Here is a 14175-nt window from a genome sequence, read left to right on the forward strand (position 1 = left end):
GTGGCAATCGATCGTTCACTTTGAAGCTGCCCCGCGGCGAATTCAAGGGGCTTCGAGGATCAGGTTTTGCGCCCCTTGCGCAGTGACTGGGTTACGCGGTCGAGCAGCATGGCGAGTATCACCACGGCGATACCGGCTTCGAAGCCGTCGCCCGGGCGCAGGCGCTGGATGGCACGCCATACTTCGCTGCCCAGCCCATCGGCGCCGATCATCGCGGCGATCACCACCATGGAGAGTGCCAGCATGATGGTCTGGTTGATACCCGCCATCACCGTGGGCAGCGACAGCGGCAGCTGAACCTTGAAGAGTTTCTGGGCACGATTGGCGCCATAGGCATCGGCGGCCTCGATCAGCTCTACCGGCACCTGGCGGATGCCCAGCGTGGTAAAGCGGATCGCCGGCGGCATGGAGAAGATCACCGTGGCGAAGATCGCCGACACCGAGCCGATACCGAAGAAGGGAATCGCCGGAATCAGGTAGACGAAGGCCGGCATGGTCTGCATGAAGTCGAGCACCGGCATGATCGTGCGGTAGAGTCGCTCCGAGAGCGCCGCGGCGATGCCCACCGGAAGCGCGATCACCACCGCCACGAAGGTGGCGATCACCACCAGGGTGAGGGTCTCGATCATCGGCTCCCACAGCCCCAGGTTCCAGATCAGCGCCAGGCCCAGCGCCGCGCCGATGCCCAGGCGAAGGTTCGCCACCCACCAGCACAGCCCGACGATGATCGCCAGCAGGCCCCACTCGGGGAGCCACATCAGCGCATCGTTGAGCCCGTCGATGCCGGTCTGGGTCACTCGCGAGATGCCGCGGGTGACCATGGAGTAATTGCTGGTCAGCCAGTCGAGGCCAGCCTCGATCCACTGGCCTAGCGGTATGCGCGGAACTTCGATAGCCATCATGCGTCTCCTGCGGCGGCCAGGGTCTCGGGGTCGTGTTGTTTTTCACCCACCTGTTTTTCACCCACCTGGGCGGGTTCGGCCGCCCGGGCCAGCTCATCGAGGACGGCGCCCTTGACCACTACCCCCAGCAGCTTGCGATTGTCGTCCACTACGGCGATGGGAAAGCTCTTCTCGCTGAACATGGCGAAGAGGTTGTGCAGCGGTTCGTCAGGCCCCACGGCGCGGAAGTCCTGGGTCATGATGTCTCGAATGCTCTCCTTGCCCTGCTTCACGGCCTGTTCCACGGCATCCACCTCGACGAGGCCATGCAGCGTGCGGTCGCGGCTGGTGACATAGATGGAGTCGATACCGCTCTCGCTCATCTTGCGCAGGGTGGTGCGTGGGCCGTCATCCTCGCGGGCGGTGGCGCGCACCGGCCGCATGGCATGCCGGGCGGTGAGGATCCTGGACATGTCCACGCCCTCGATGAAACGTGCCACATAGTCGTCTGCGGGATGGGTGAGGATATCCTCTGGCGTGCCGATTTGGACGATCTCGCCATCCTTGAGCAGGATGATGCGGTCGCCGATGTTGATCGCCTCGTCAAGGTCGTGGGTAATGAATACCGTGGTCTTCTGCATGCGGTTTTGCAGTTCCAGCAGCTCCTGCTGCATGTCGCCGCGGATCAGTGGATCCAGCGCCGAGAAGGCTTCATCCATCAGTAGTACAGTGGAATCGTTGGCCAGCGCCCTGGCCAGCCCTACGCGTTGCTGCATGCCGCCTGAGAGCTGGTTGGGGTAGGCATCCTCCCAGCCGTCAAGGCCGACCTGATGCAGGGCATTGCGCGCCACCCGGGCGCGTTCCTGCTTGTCCACGCCGCGTATCTCGAGGCCGAACTCGGCATTCTGCTGCACCGTGCGATGGGGAAAGAGCGCGAAATTCTGAAACACCATGGAGAAGTGCCGACGCCGGCACTCGAGCAGTGCCTTGTCGTCCAGCTCGGGGATGTTCTCGCCGTCGATGACGATCTCGCCTTCGGTGGGCTCGATCAGACGATTGAGGCAGCGGATCAGGGTTGACTTGCCCGAGCCGGACAGCCCCATGATCACCAGCAATTCGCCTTCGTAGACATCGAAGTCGATATTCGACAGGCCCAGCGTCTGGCCAGTCTTGTCGAGGATCTCGGGCCGCTTCAGGCCCTGGTTGCGCAGCTCGAGCGCCTTCTTCGGCTGGTTGCCGAAGACCTTGCTCAGGTTGCGGACCCGAATCTTGACGTTTCGGTTCTCGTTCATTGGCTCTGCCTTTTCATCGGCTCCCCGCACCCGGCAGGAAGCGCCTAAGGGTCAGTCTCGTGACGTAAAAACGACGTCATGATGCCAAGCTGTTGCGTTGACAGCGGCATCAGGTGACGGTGAAGTGACGCCTACCCTAAAGGTTTTTGAACGGCCATTCAAATTAAACAGAGGGCGTGGCAAGGCCTGCAGAATGACGCATGGCTGCCCCACTGTCGACGCCCTTTGTTTGGGACGAGAGTGTTCTCCGCGAGAGGCCAGCTTTAGGTTACCGTCGGGATTGCGCTGGGAGCGAGGGGGCCAGGCGAGTCATGGGTCCGCTGGGCTTGGCGATGCAGTGCCAGGTCAAGGCGCTCTACCAGCCCGGCGAGCAGAACCTGATGGCGCTCGCTCAGCGAGGGTTGGCGCTGAACAGCAGCTACCAGTGCCTCGCCGGCACACTGCACCTCTCCAGATGGTCGCCCTTGGGCGCTGTCGGCATAGGCGCCGGCCAGGGCCGTGATAAAGGCCCGCTTGGCACGCTGCAGATTCGTGTCGGGCAGGTCATCGAGCCACCGGCGCACCTGTAGGCAGGCATAGCCGATGTCCAGCCCCGTCAGGCCCAGCGTCAACAGATGTCGCTGGTCACCGGGCAGCACGTCGTCAAGCTTGGCCAGGTGCAGCAGGCGGTCGGCCATGCCGCCGACGAAGCGCGTCTCCGCCTCATGAATGGGCGGCTGCGTCAAGTGGCGCAGATCCCTGACGATGGCGCTGACCAGGCGCCGCTTGCGCAGGATGGCGCCCGGGCCTGGCAGCAGCCGAAAGCCCATCACCACTGTGCCCATCCCGATCATCAAGGCGATGGCGCGGTTAATGAAGCTGTCAAACGAAAAGTCCATGCCGTTTCCGGGCATGGTCAGCAGAATGTTGCCGATGGTGAAGGCCAGGCAGTAGGCCATCAGCCTCGGGTTGGCGGCGCCCAGCAGGCCGAGGAATAGCGGGGTGAGCAAGATCATCGCCAGCATCGGGAAGCCGCTGGCCTGGGCGAGCAGCACATGGCCGAACAGCAAGGCACTGGGAATCGCCGCCAGCATGCCCTTGGCGAACATCATGCACAGCACGACCGGGTTGTCGCGGCTGGCGAAGAAGGCCGAAAACAGGGTGCCAAGCAGCATGGCCACCTGGCCGTTGTTCCAGCTGGTAGCCAGCCAGAAGGCGGCTAGCCCACTGAAGATCAGCCCGGCGCGCAGGGCGTTGAGCGCGGCGACCAGGTGGTCGCGGTGCCAGGCCAGGGCAACGTCGCGCAGCTGCTTGCCTTGGGGCTGGGAGATCGCGTCGCGGGCATCGAGCATCACCAGGGCATGGCCCAGCGCCTCGCGCATGCCCAGCAAGCAGCGCTGCTCGAGCGGCGATAGCGTCTCGTCGGGGCACGCCAGGGCGCGATAGCGAAGCGCATGCAGGCGGCGATGGGCCGGGGTAACGCCACTGACCTCGGCGGCGTGGCGAAAGCCTTCGGCGATCTCGTCGGCCAGGGCGCGAAGCGACGGGCCGAGCCGGTCGCCCTGATGATGCAGCAGCTGCTGCAAGGCATACAGGATGGCCATCAGCCGCAGAGTGCGGCGGGTCAGCACGTGGCTGGCGCGGATCCGTCCCGTCCCTTCGGGACTCTCATAGCGGGCGGCTTGACTGTCGCCCTCGAGCTGGGTGAGAGGCTCCAGGCTGCCGGTCAAGGTGGCCTGCAGGGCTGCCAGGTCGGTGCTGTCGGTGAGGCGCAGTGCAGCATGGCCGAAGGCCTGGTTGACCACCGCGTCGGCCTGGCGGCCCAGAAGGTCGCCGACCTTGACTGGCCACAGCAGCGAGCTGACCAGGGTGGCGCACACCGCGCCCAGGGCCAGTTCCGAGAGTCGTGCGACGGCGATGGCGAAGATGCCGCCGGGCTGACTGGCACCAATCACCACGATCAGCATGGCGGTGACGGCGCCCATGATGCAGCCATAGGCGGCATTGTTGCGCAACAGTGAGCTGCCGTAGGTGCATAACATGATCCACACCGTGAGGCTCGCCAGTGCTGGTATGGGCGCCTGGGCGAACATCCCCATGATGGCAATACCGGCGCCGCAGCCCGCCAGGGTGCCAATGATCTGGCTCAGCCCTTTCTCGACCACCATGCCGCTCATCGGGCGGATCTGCAGGAAGGCCGCCGAGATCAGCGCCCAGTAGGGGCGCTCCAGATCACACCACAGGGCCGCATAGAGCGCCAACAGCATGGCCAGGGTCGCCTTGATGGCGAACCGCACGGCGTCGCCATCGGGCGTCAGATAGGCGTGATACCACGGCGACATCCGCGATTACTCCTCTGACTCGATGTAGACAGAGGCGGTCATGCCGGCACTCAGGGAAATGTTCTCGGGAATCTCGTCGAGCGCGATGCGCACCGGGATGCGCTGGGCCAGGCGCACCCAGCTGAAGGTAGGCTCCACCTGGGGTAGCAGCTGGGAATTGGGCGCGGCGTTGGGGTTGGCGATGGCGTGGTCGATGCTCTGGACGTGGCCGCTGAGCTCGGTATTGCCGCTCATCAGGGTGACGCGTGCTGGGTCGCCGATGTGGATGCGCGGCAACTTGGTTTCCTCGAAATAGCCGGTGACGGAGTAGGAATTCGCCTTGACCAGTGCCATTGCCGGCGTACCGGCATTGACGTAGTTGCCTTCACTGAGTTGCAGGTTCAGCACATGACCCGCCGCGGGTGCTTCTACCGTGGTGCGCTCGAGATCGAGGCGTGCGCGCTCTAGTTCGCTGCGTGCCTGGGTGAGACGCGCAAGGGCCACCTGGCTGTCGATTTGGGCCGTCTCCTGGTTTTCGGCGCTGATCGCCTGGCGGCTTAGGCGTGCACGGCGCGAGGCCTCGTGCTGGCGCTGTTCGAGCTCGGCCTCGCGCTGGGCGACCACCGCCTGCGCCTGGTTGACCGCCGCCTGGTAGCGCTGGCGATCGATCTGAAACAAGAGCTCGCCCGCCTCGACACGCTGATTGTCCTCTACCGGCAGCGAGACCACGCGACCGGAAACGTCCGGGGCAAGTGTAATGATCTCGGCGCGGACGCGGCCATCGCGGGTCCAGGGGGTATACAGATAGTAATGCCACAGCCATAGACCGGCGGCGAGGGCCAGGGCGACAATGACCAGAGTGACCAGGCTGCGAAGCAGGGTTGACATATTCAAGACGTCCCGGCGGCCAGGGAAGTGAGGTAGGCAACGGCGGCGGTGCAGATCACCATCAAGGCCGTGTCGAACCAGGCCTCGAACCATAGACGGTTGGCGCCCAGCAGTCGGTAGAGCATGGCGCGAATCAGCAAAGTGGCGCAAAACCCGATCAGCACGTACAGCAGCATGGGCGAGAGGTAAATGCCGCCGACGGCGATTTCGCGAGGTACCATGCGCGTTCCTTAAAGAAGGATGACGCTACATTCTAGCAACTGCCGCGACACGGTGCATGATGGCGTGCAGCCACCGAGCCCCTACATCAGGATCGCCAGCAGGATCGGCAGATAGACCAGCGACAACAGGGTCGAGCAGAACACCAGGCTCGCCACATATTCTGGTTCACGCTGCGCCTGCTGGGCGAACAGATAGGTGAACACCGCCACCGGCATGCTCATCTGCAGCACCAGGATCGTCAGCGCCAGGGACGGAAGGTCCAGCAGGGTGCCGATGCCCCAGGCGACGCCGGCGGCGACCGGGATGCGCAGCAGGCTAAAGCCGATGCCGGATCCGAGGTTGCGTACCTCGATGCTGGCCAGCGAAACGCCCAGGGTGATCAGCATCAGCGGTACCGTGAAGCCTGAGATCAGATCGACACTGTTGGCCAGCCACCGGGGCAGCTGGATCCCGGTGAGCAGCAGCCCCAGGGCGATGAGGATGGCATAGACCACCGGCGTCTTGGCCAGTGACTTGAACGGGTTACCGCGGCTTGCCAGGACAGTGCCCAGGGTGAACTGGAAGAGTGCCACCGTGACCATGACGGTGATGCCGTACACGAAACCGGTGCTACCGAAGGCGTAAAGCACCACCGGCAGGCCCATGTTGCCGGTGTTGGGGTACATGGTGGGGGCCAGCAGCACTCGCCAATCCTTGCCCAATAGCCGAGCCAGCAGCAAGGCCACGGCGGCCATGGCGATAAGCACCACCGCCGTGGCCAGCATGGTGCGACCGAAGCTGCCGGCATCGATCTCGGCATCGGCGAGCGAGGCTATGACCAGGGCCGGGGTGCCGATGTTGAACACCAGTCGCGTGACGAAGGCTACCGGGAACTCATGACCAAGGCGGACCCAGCCAAAGCCGAGCCCCGCGCCGGTGAGCACGGGCGCCATCACGGCGAAGAGTTCGACCAGCATCGGCGGCATCCTTGGGTAGCGCTGTGAACGGAGCACGTATTGTCGTGAAGGTGGCCCCCTGGAGGCAACGCCAGGGGGCCATTCAGCAAAAAGCCCGGTCGTTGCCCGGGCTTGACGAATCATGAGCGGGCCGAAAGGTCACTCGGCGGAGCGGCCGGCGGCCTTGCGGGCGCTTTCGCCAACGCTCTCCAGTGCCTGGCCGATGCGGTCCAGGGCCCGTGAGGCGCCTTCCTGGGTGGTCTCCCAGGCACTGGCGGCGCCCTCCTTGGTCTGCTCCCAGGCTTGCTGCGCGCCTTGTCGGGCATTATCCCACCAGTCATTGGTGTACTGAGGCTGCTGCGTGATCTGCTCCTTGCTGAGGTCGACATTCACCCGGTACGTGATCTGCTCGAGGTTATTGCCATCCTGAGTCGCAACGGTGAACTTGCCGGCTTCGATGACGAATTGCTGTTCGCCCTTGAGGTCAAGCAGGTTGCCGGTGTCGATGACCAGGGCGCGGACCCGCATGTCGTTGTCGAGCAGGATGTCCTCGACATCGCCGATCTGCTCGCTGCCGGAGGTGGCGTAGACATCGGCATCGATCAGTTTGTTGGCCGAATAGAGGCCTTGAGGCTCGGCCATGGCGCTGCCGGAGACAGCCAGGCCCCCGGCCAGCAGCGCGCCTATCACAGCATGCTGGGCGGGGTTCAGTGGCTTGCGTTGTGTCATGCGTTCACTCCTTGTGAGCGGTGAGGGTCCGTAGGATCGATGGCGCCAGTTGACGCCTTCCCCACTTAGTCTGGGCGGTGGGCGACGAGTTCAATGCCGGTCCGCTCATCGGTGCCTGAGGCTCGATCGAAAAGCTGATATCGCCCAGCACGAGGCCACCGCCCGGCGGTCGCTCTGGGGAATTGGCGATGACGCTCCTAGCGGTTTCCGGCGCAGGTTTCAGCGTAGTAGGGTGAGGCATTCGACAATCCGGAGGACAGCGACATGGTGAGTGCCAGTATCCTGCAGCAGGGAACCCTTCACTGCTTTCCCGCCGGCCTCAAGGATGCCCAGGGGCGGCTGGTCAACGCCGAGGTCTCGGCGGTGGCCTTCGATGGTGAGCGCCTGTTGCTGGCCAGCGACAAGCCGATTCCCGGAGAGCAGCGTTCGGCGGTATTCGCCGTGCCCCTCACCCCCGAAGGGCCCGACGACACCCGGCTGAGCTACTTCACCCAGCCGCTGATCAAGCAGGCTGAAAAGTACGAGGACTTCGCCCTGACCGCCGATGGCCGCCATGTGCTGGCAACCACCGGCTTCGACCGCATCGACGACGAGAGCCACGCCCTCAATGACTATAATCACCTGCTGATCTGGCCGCTGGGCGAGCCGGACCGGGTGCAGGTGGTGGACCCGGACCCCCGCGACGGCGTGGCGGGCTCGCTGGCGTTGCGCGACAAGCTCAATGCCGTCATCGGTTTTCCCTACTACAAGATCGAGGGGCTCGCCGCAATTCCCGGCGAGCGGGGCGATGGCCTGCTGCTGTTCGGTGTGCGCGAGCAGGGCCAGGCCCATGACGACTTTGTCTACGTGAGCCGGGTAGTGGGGGCCCACTACGAAATCAGCGAGAGCGGTAACCTGGTGTTTATCGATACGCTGCGCGAGCACTATGCCTTCGAGCCGGGTGATGAGCCGGCGGTACGCTTCGACTGCGGCCTCTCGAGCCTTGAGTACGACCCCTACCATGGGCGGCTCTACCTGCTAAACAGCTTCGAAGTGGAGGAGGCCAACGAGGAGCGTATCGGTGGCTACCTGTGGGAGATCAGCCTGACGGATTTCCGAGCCGGAAGACGTCCGACCCTGGTCACCACGCCGGCGGGCCTGCCGCTGGAATTCGAGCACAAGGCGGAAGGACTGGCGGTACTGGACCATGATCGGCTGTTCGTCGCCTACGACAATGACCGTCATCTAGGCCTGGGAAGTGTCGACGAACGCGACGAGCGCCATGCCTGCGAGGCGCCCTACACGGTGCTCAGCATCTCCGCGATCTAACCATTCCTTGCCTCAGCAGGGAAAGGGCAAGAGGGGAAGCTCGCTGCGCTCGATCTCCCGCGGGACAGGCCACGGCCTGGGGAGCACGGCCGGGGGAGGAAGTGTCGCGGCGGGAGATTCAGCCAGCCGAGGGCGGCCGGCTATGGTCACCTCCATCGCCATTCGCTATGATACGGCGGCGCCGCTCGGCGCCATCCGCTGCAAGGGCCTATAGCTCAGTTGGTTAGAGCAGGGGACTCATAATCCCTTGGTCGCAGGTTCGAGTCCTGCTGGGCCCACCACTTACTACCTCACCAGCCTTCAGACGACCAGAAACCGAATTGATGTGGTGCCGCATCGCGTGACCTTCTCGGCCTTTCCGGCCGCTTCGTGGCCACCCCCTCGCTGTGTATGATGGTCGGTACTCATCACCATCAGCACCAAGAACGCGGGGAAGCATCGTGAACACGGAAAGTCACTTCCAGACGGCCGCCTTCATCTGGGCTCTCGCCGACCTGCTGCGCGGCGACTTCAAGCAGTCCCAGTACGGCCGCATCATCCTGCCCTTTACCCTGCTGCGGCGCCTGGAGTGCGTGCTGGAGCCCACCAAGGCCTCGGTGCTGACCGCCGCTGGCGAACATCAGGCCAAGCCCGAGGCGGTGCGTGAGAAGCTGCTGCTGCGCGCGGCGGAGCAGCCGTTCTTCAACGCCTCGAAGCTGACCCTGGGCACGCTCTCCGACACCCACACCGCCGACGACCTGATGAGCTACGTGCAGTCGTTCAGCCAGGACGCCCGGGAGATCTTCAAGCACTTCGAGTTCGAGAGCTTCGTCCAGCAGCTGAGTGCCAACAACCTGCTCTACCAGGTGGTGCAGCGCTTCGCCGCCCTCGACATAAGCCCGCAGCGCCTGACCAACTATGGCATGGGCCTGGTCTTCGAGGAGCTGATCCGCAAGTTCGCGGAGAGCTCCAACGAGACGGCGGGGGAGCACTTCACCCCGCGCGACATCGTCCACCTGACCACGTCGCTGGTGCTCACCGGCCAGGACGACAAGCTGCGCCCCCACGGCATCGTCACCGTCTACGACCCCACCGCGGGTACCGGCGGCTTCCTCTCCGAGAGCGATGAATACATTCAGCAGGTCAGCCGCGACGTGACCGTCTCGCTGCACGGCCAGGAGCTCAACCCCGAGTCCTACGCCATCTGCAAGGCCGACATGCTGATCAAGGGCCAGGGCGTGGACCAGGTGAAGCTCGGCAACACCCTCTCCGACGACCAGCTCCCCGGCGAGCACTTCGACTTCATGCTCTCCAACCCGCCCTTCGGCGTGGAGTGGAAGAAGGTCCAGAAGGCGATCACCGACGAGCACAACCAGAAAGGTTATGAGGGCTGCTTCGGCCCCGGCCTGCCGCGGGTCTCCGACGGCTCGCTGCTGTTCCTGATGCACCTGGTGAGCAAGATGCGCGCCCGCCAGGAGGGCGGCTCGCGTATCGGCATCATCCTCAACGGCTCGCCGCTGTTCACCGGAGGCGCCGGCAGCGGGGAGTCCGAGATTCGCCGCTACCTGCTGCAGCACGACCTGGTGGAGGCCATCGTCGGTCTGCCCACCGACCTGTTCTACAACACCGGCATCGCCACCTACGTGTGGATCCTCTCCAACCACAAGCCCGCCGAGCGTCGTGGCCGGGTGCAGCTGATCAACGCCACCGGCCGGGCCAGCAAGATGCACAAGTCGCTGGGCAGCAAGCGCCAGTTCGTCGCCGACCGCGACATCGAGGAGATCGTGCGCCTCTACGGCGCCTGCCAGGAGAGCGAGGAGAGCAAGCGCTTCCCGGTGGATGCTTTCGGCTACCGCCGTATCACCGTGGAGCGACCGCTGCGCCTCAACTTCCAGGCCAGCCCCGAGCGTCTGGCCAAGCTCGATGACGAGAAACCGCTCCAGAAGCTGGAGGAGGGCGAGCGCGAGGCGATCAAGGCCGCCTGCGCCACCCTGGGCCCGGAGCAGGTCTTCACCAACCGTGACGCCTTCACCAAGGTACTGAAGGCCGCACTCAAGACGACAGGCCTCAAGCTCGGCGCACCGGTACAGAAGGCCATTCTCAACGCCTTCTCGGAGCGCGATCCCGAGGCGGACATCTGCCTCGACAAGAAGGGCAACCCTGAGCCCGACACCGGCCTGCGCGACAACGAGAACGTGCCGCTGGACGAGTCGGTGTTCGACTACTTCGAGCGCGAGGTGAAACCCCACGTGCCCGATGCCTGGATCGACGAGGAGAAGCGCGACGAGCTGGACGGCCGCATCGGCATCGTCGGCTTCGAGATTCCCTTCAACCGGCACTTCTATCAGTTCACGCCGCCGCGCCCCCTGGAGGAGATCGACGCCGACCTCAAGGCCTGCACCGACCGGATCAAGCAGATGATCGAGGGGCTGTCGGCATGACGTTCCCGAAATACCCTGAGTACAAGGTCTCCGGCGTCGAGTGGCTGGGCGAGGTGCCGGCGCATTGGAGCCTGTGCCGCTTCAAGCAGGTCTTTCAAGAGCGTGTAGGACGATCCCGAGATGGCAGCGGTGAACTTCTGTCAGTGTCTGCTTATTGGGGAGTCCGGCCGCGATCTGAGTCACGAGAAGAAGGTGAGCATCTGAGTCGAGCTGACTCGCTGGAAGGTTACAAGCTATGCGAAGCTGGTGACCTTGTCATGAACATCATGCTGGCCTGGAATCGTGGGTTGGGGTTCGCATGGCAGAACGGTATTGTAAGCCCTGCCTATAGCGTTTTTTCTGTCGTAGATGGATCCGAGCCTAAGTTTCTTGATTACCTCGTTCGTTCAGACGAATACACTCGTTATTACAAAGCCTTTTCTGCAGGTGTGATTGACTCCCGTCTCCGACTGTATCCAGAAGTATTTGGCCGGCTAACCTGTGCTCTGCCTAACTATGATGAACAGGCTCATATCGCTACCTTCCTCGACCACGAAACCTCGCGCATCGACGCCTTGGTGGAGGAGCAGCAGCGACTGATCGAACTGCTCAAGGAGAAGCGCCAGGCGGTGATCTCCCATGCCGTCACCAAGGGGCTGGATCCTGATGTGCCGATGAAGGACTCCGGGGTGGAGTGGCTTGGCGAAGTGCCGGCGCATTGGGAGGTTAAGCCTCTACGACACCTCGGAGAATGTCAGAATGGGATCAACATAGGTGCCGATGCTTTTGGGTCTGGGTTTCCTTTCGTAAGTTATGGTGATGTTTACAAGAATGAGGTTTTGCCGACAAATCCAAAGGGCCTCGTGCAGTCATCCAGGGAAGATCGTGAAAGATACTCAATAAAAAAAGGTGATGTTCTTTTTACAAGAACATTAGAGATGGTAGAAGAGATTGGGTTTAGTTCGACTTGCTTCCAAGATATTCCCTCTGCGACTTTCGCTGGATTCTTGATAAGGTTTAGGCCTGACGAAGGAGTATTGTCGCCCAGTTTCTCTAGATACTTTTTTGGCAGTCAAAGGCTCAGGGAGTTCTTTGTAAAAGAAATGGAGATTGTGACTCGTGCTTCACTTGGGCAGGATTTGCTGAAAAGGATGAGTGTGCCAATCGCTCCTATTCAAGAGCAGGTTAGAACAGCGCAGCACTTGGATGCCATAACGCAGAAAATTGACTCATTGCTGGATCAGGCACGTGCTGCAATAAAACTACTAGCAGAACGCCGCTCCGCCCTGATCTCCGCCGCCGTCACCGGCAAGATCGATGTGCGTGGCTGGCAGCCCCTGGCAGGCTCATCGGTCACCGCTGACACCACACAATCGGAGATGGTATGACGCAAGGACGCAGCATCCGGCTCTTCCTGGTGGACGGCACGCCCAACGGCCTGCTCACCGCCGAGATCATGAACTGGACCGGCCACGTGCTCACCGGGCCGCGCAGCAAGCTCAGCGAGCTGGTCCAGCGCCCGGAGTGCGGCCGCACCGGGATCTACTTCCTGGTCGGCCCGGATCCCGACAATAGCCTGCGCCCGCTGGTCTACATCGGCGAGAGCGACGACGTCGGCACCCGACTCAAGCAGCATAACCGACCCGAAGCTGTTTCAGGTTCTGGGGGCGGCAAGGATTTCTGGGAGAAGGTTTGCCTGGTCACCAGCAAGGACCAGAACCTCACCAAGGCCCATGTGAAATACCTGGAGAGCCTGCTGATCCAGAACGCCAGCCAGGTGGGCCGTTGCAAGTTGATCAACGGCACTGCACACGAGTACATCAACCTGCCCGAGTCGGACCGCGCCGATATGGCGTTCTTCATGGAACAGATCCGTACCGTGCTACCGGTGCTCGGGCTCGATTTCCTCCGCGAGACCTCCCGTCCTTCGCGGGAGCCCGCAGCAGCTCCGGCTGCCGAGCCCGAGGTATCGCCTCTCTTCACCCTGGAGGTGCCACGCCACGGCATCCGCGCCACCGGCCAGGAGATCGACGGCGAGTTCTATGTCTTCAAGGGATCCTTGGCTCGGGGCAGCTGGGTCGGCACCGAGCGCGGTTACCAGAGCCTCTATAACCAGTTCTGCGAGGACGGAGTGCTGGTAGAAAGCGATGGCACCCGCGTCTTCAACGAGGACCAGAGCTTCAGCAGCCCCAGCGCTGCCGCCGCGGTGGTCTCCGGCCGTAGTGCCAACGGACGGACATCTTGGAAAGCCGAGGGCAGCGGCTTGACCTATGGCGAGTGGCAGGATCGGCAGGTAAGTGCAGCTGTGACGATGCCGACGGCAATCGGCCATGAATAAGCTACAACAGCATCGTAATGACGGCACAAGAAGGTATTTCCACAACTGGAGCAGCTATAATGGCAGAGCATGAGAACGGATCTCCGGTCTGCTGGATAGTCGCTGGGCCCAACGGTGCCGGCAAGACGACATTCGCCTTCAACTATCTGCCGCAAGTGGCCCGCTGTACGCGCTTTATCAACGCTGACTTGATCGCGGCTGGTCTGTCCCCTTTCGCTCCTGAACGCAACCTGGTGACAGCCAGTCGAATCTTCTTGAATGAGATCGAGGAGGCTATTGACGAACGACAAGATTTTGCTTTCGAAACCACGCTGTCCGGCCGTGGATGCTCGCGACTGGTAAAGCGATTGCTTTCCGATGGATGGAGAGTCGAACTGGTATACCTCGCACTACCATCAGTCGAGATGTCCCGCCTTCGCGTTGCCGAGCGGGTTTCTCATGGTGGGCATAACATTGCGCTTAAGGACATTCAGCGCCGCTTCCCGCGAAGCTTGAATAATTTACTGACCCTTTATGCACCCCTTGTCAGTCGCGCACGTTGTCTTATGAATGACCGGGATCAGCCGGAACCTGTGTTCGAACAACGCGGCCGATACCGGCAAATTTTCAATAGTTTCCTGTTTGATTCACTGTCCCAGGAGGCAATATCATGACTCAACTTCCACCGGATACGCAGGAAATGCTCGATAGCCTTCGCACGGCAGTGGCTGACACATTGGAGCGCAAGCGGCGCCTTGGCCAGTATGCCGTTTTCTGGCAGGACGGAAAGCCCGTCTTCATCGGCGAGGATGCCCCTCGTTACCCTGATGACGACGAGGTCTCGACACAAGCCGATGATCACCATGGCCAATGAACCCTGCATTCGCCGATCGGTTGTGCCGGA

General features: G+C 62.6%; 13 protein-coding genes and 1 tRNA gene. 7 read left to right on the forward strand and 7 right to left on the reverse strand.

The window, feature by feature from the left end; all coding sequences use genetic code 11:
- Positions 1-59 precede the first annotated feature (59 nt).
- The 7 genes from DFO68_RS06980 to DFO68_RS07010 form a co-directional block, all read right to left on the reverse strand.
- The gene (locus DFO68_RS06980; RefSeq protein ID WP_133482993.1) at positions 60-893 is read right to left on the reverse strand and encodes an ABC transporter permease; all 834 of its coding nucleotides are present in this window, start codon (positions 891-893) and stop codon (positions 60-62) included.
- A 5-nt stretch (positions 894-898) separates the two neighbouring features.
- The gene (locus tag DFO68_RS06985) at positions 899-2173 is read right to left on the reverse strand and encodes a quaternary amine ABC transporter ATP-binding protein (protein ID WP_133482944.1); all 1275 of its coding nucleotides are present in this window, start codon (positions 2171-2173) and stop codon (positions 899-901) included.
- A gap of 263 nt (positions 2174-2436) precedes the next feature.
- Positions 2437-4494, reverse strand: a complete 2058-nt coding sequence (locus DFO68_RS06990) for an FUSC family protein (protein ID WP_133482945.1) — start codon at positions 4492-4494, stop codon at positions 2437-2439.
- Positions 4495-4500: 6 nt separating this feature from the next.
- On the reverse strand, positions 4501-5361 hold the full coding sequence (locus DFO68_RS06995; protein WP_133482946.1) for an efflux RND transporter periplasmic adaptor subunit: 861 nt from the start codon (positions 5359-5361) through the stop codon (positions 4501-4503).
- 2 nt (positions 5362-5363) lie between these two features.
- The gene (locus tag DFO68_RS07000) at positions 5364-5582 is read right to left on the reverse strand and encodes a DUF1656 domain-containing protein (RefSeq protein WP_133482947.1); all 219 of its coding nucleotides are present in this window, start codon (positions 5580-5582) and stop codon (positions 5364-5366) included.
- Positions 5583-5663: 81 nt separating this feature from the next.
- Positions 5664-6539: an AEC family transporter gene (locus DFO68_RS07005; RefSeq protein ID WP_133482948.1), complete on the reverse strand. Its 876-nt coding sequence runs from the start codon at positions 6537-6539 to the stop codon at positions 5664-5666.
- 138 nt (positions 6540-6677) lie between these two features.
- Positions 6678-7247 carry a PRC-barrel domain-containing protein gene (locus DFO68_RS07010; RefSeq protein WP_133482949.1) on the reverse strand — a complete coding sequence of 190 codons (570 nt, stop codon included), beginning with the start codon at positions 7245-7247 and terminating at the stop codon, positions 6678-6680.
- 264 nt (positions 7248-7511) lie between these two features.
- On the opposite strand from DFO68_RS07010, the gene DFO68_RS07015 reads away from it, so the two are divergent.
- The 7 genes from DFO68_RS07015 (at position 7512) to DFO68_RS07045 (ending at position 14145) form a co-directional block, all read left to right on the forward strand.
- Complete coding sequence (locus DFO68_RS07015) at positions 7512-8555, forward strand: hypothetical protein (RefSeq protein WP_133482950.1); 1044 nt, start codon at positions 7512-7514, stop codon at positions 8553-8555.
- A 204-nt stretch (positions 8556-8759) separates the two neighbouring features.
- Positions 8760-8836, forward strand: a tRNA-Ile gene (locus DFO68_RS07020).
- Positions 8837-8995: 159 nt separating this feature from the next.
- The gene (locus tag DFO68_RS07025; protein ID WP_133482951.1) at positions 8996-10975 is read left to right on the forward strand and encodes a type I restriction-modification system subunit M; all 1980 of its coding nucleotides are present in this window, start codon (positions 8996-8998) and stop codon (positions 10973-10975) included.
- A gap of 257 nt (positions 10976-11232) precedes the next feature.
- Positions 11233-12342 carry a restriction endonuclease subunit S gene (locus DFO68_RS07030; protein ID WP_208107374.1) on the forward strand — a complete coding sequence of 370 codons (1110 nt, stop codon included), beginning with the start codon at positions 11233-11235 and terminating at the stop codon, positions 12340-12342.
- Complete coding sequence (locus DFO68_RS07035; RefSeq protein ID WP_133482953.1) at positions 12339-13292, forward strand: GIY-YIG nuclease family protein; 954 nt, start codon at positions 12339-12341, stop codon at positions 13290-13292. The genes DFO68_RS07030 and DFO68_RS07035 overlap by 4 nt, the downstream gene beginning before the upstream one ends.
- A 59-nt stretch (positions 13293-13351) precedes the next feature.
- The gene (locus DFO68_RS07040; protein WP_133482954.1) at positions 13352-13945 is read left to right on the forward strand and encodes a zeta toxin family protein; all 594 of its coding nucleotides are present in this window, start codon (positions 13352-13354) and stop codon (positions 13943-13945) included.
- A complete protein-coding gene (locus DFO68_RS07045; protein ID WP_133482955.1) occupies positions 13942-14145 on the forward strand; it encodes a hypothetical protein in 204 nt (67 codons plus the stop codon). Before DFO68_RS07040 ends, DFO68_RS07045 begins: the two co-directional genes overlap by 4 nt.
- Positions 14146-14175: the final 30 nt, after the last annotated feature.

Origin of the sequence: Halomonas ventosae, from assembly GCF_004361885.1 — a bacterium.
GTDB classification, from domain to species: domain Bacteria; phylum Pseudomonadota; class Gammaproteobacteria; order Pseudomonadales; family Halomonadaceae; genus Halomonas; species Halomonas ventosae_C.

Excerpts from the sequence above, each read along its gene's own strand:
- DFO68_RS06985 (WP_133482944.1), bottom strand. The coding sequence starts at position 2,173 with ATGAACGAGAACCGAAACGTCAAGATTCGGGTCCGCAACCTGAGCAAG.
- DFO68_RS06990 (WP_133482945.1), bottom strand. The coding sequence starts at position 4,494 with ATGTCGCCGTGGTATCACGCCTATCTGACGCCCGATGGCGACGCCGTG.
- DFO68_RS06995 (WP_133482946.1), bottom strand. The coding sequence starts at position 5,361 with ATGTCAACCCTGCTTCGCAGCCTGGTCACTCTGGTCATTGTCGCCCTG.
- DFO68_RS07000 (WP_133482947.1), bottom strand. The coding sequence starts at position 5,582 with ATGGTACCTCGCGAAATCGCCGTCGGCGGCATTTACCTCTCGCCCATG.
- DFO68_RS07005 (WP_133482948.1), bottom strand. The coding sequence starts at position 6,539 with ATGCTGGTCGAACTCTTCGCCGTGATGGCGCCCGTGCTCACCGGCGCG.
- DFO68_RS07010 (WP_133482949.1), bottom strand. The coding sequence starts at position 7,247 with ATGACACAACGCAAGCCACTGAACCCCGCCCAGCATGCTGTGATAGGC.
- DFO68_RS07015 (WP_133482950.1), top strand. The coding sequence starts at position 7,512 with ATGGTGAGTGCCAGTATCCTGCAGCAGGGAACCCTTCACTGCTTTCCC.
- DFO68_RS07030 (WP_208107374.1), top strand. The coding sequence starts at position 11,233 with ATGAACATCATGCTGGCCTGGAATCGTGGGTTGGGGTTCGCATGGCAG.
- DFO68_RS07035 (WP_133482953.1), top strand. The coding sequence starts at position 12,339 with ATGACGCAAGGACGCAGCATCCGGCTCTTCCTGGTGGACGGCACGCCC.
- DFO68_RS07040 (WP_133482954.1), top strand. The coding sequence starts at position 13,352 with ATGGCAGAGCATGAGAACGGATCTCCGGTCTGCTGGATAGTCGCTGGG.
- DFO68_RS07045 (WP_133482955.1), top strand. The coding sequence starts at position 13,942 with ATGACTCAACTTCCACCGGATACGCAGGAAATGCTCGATAGCCTTCGC.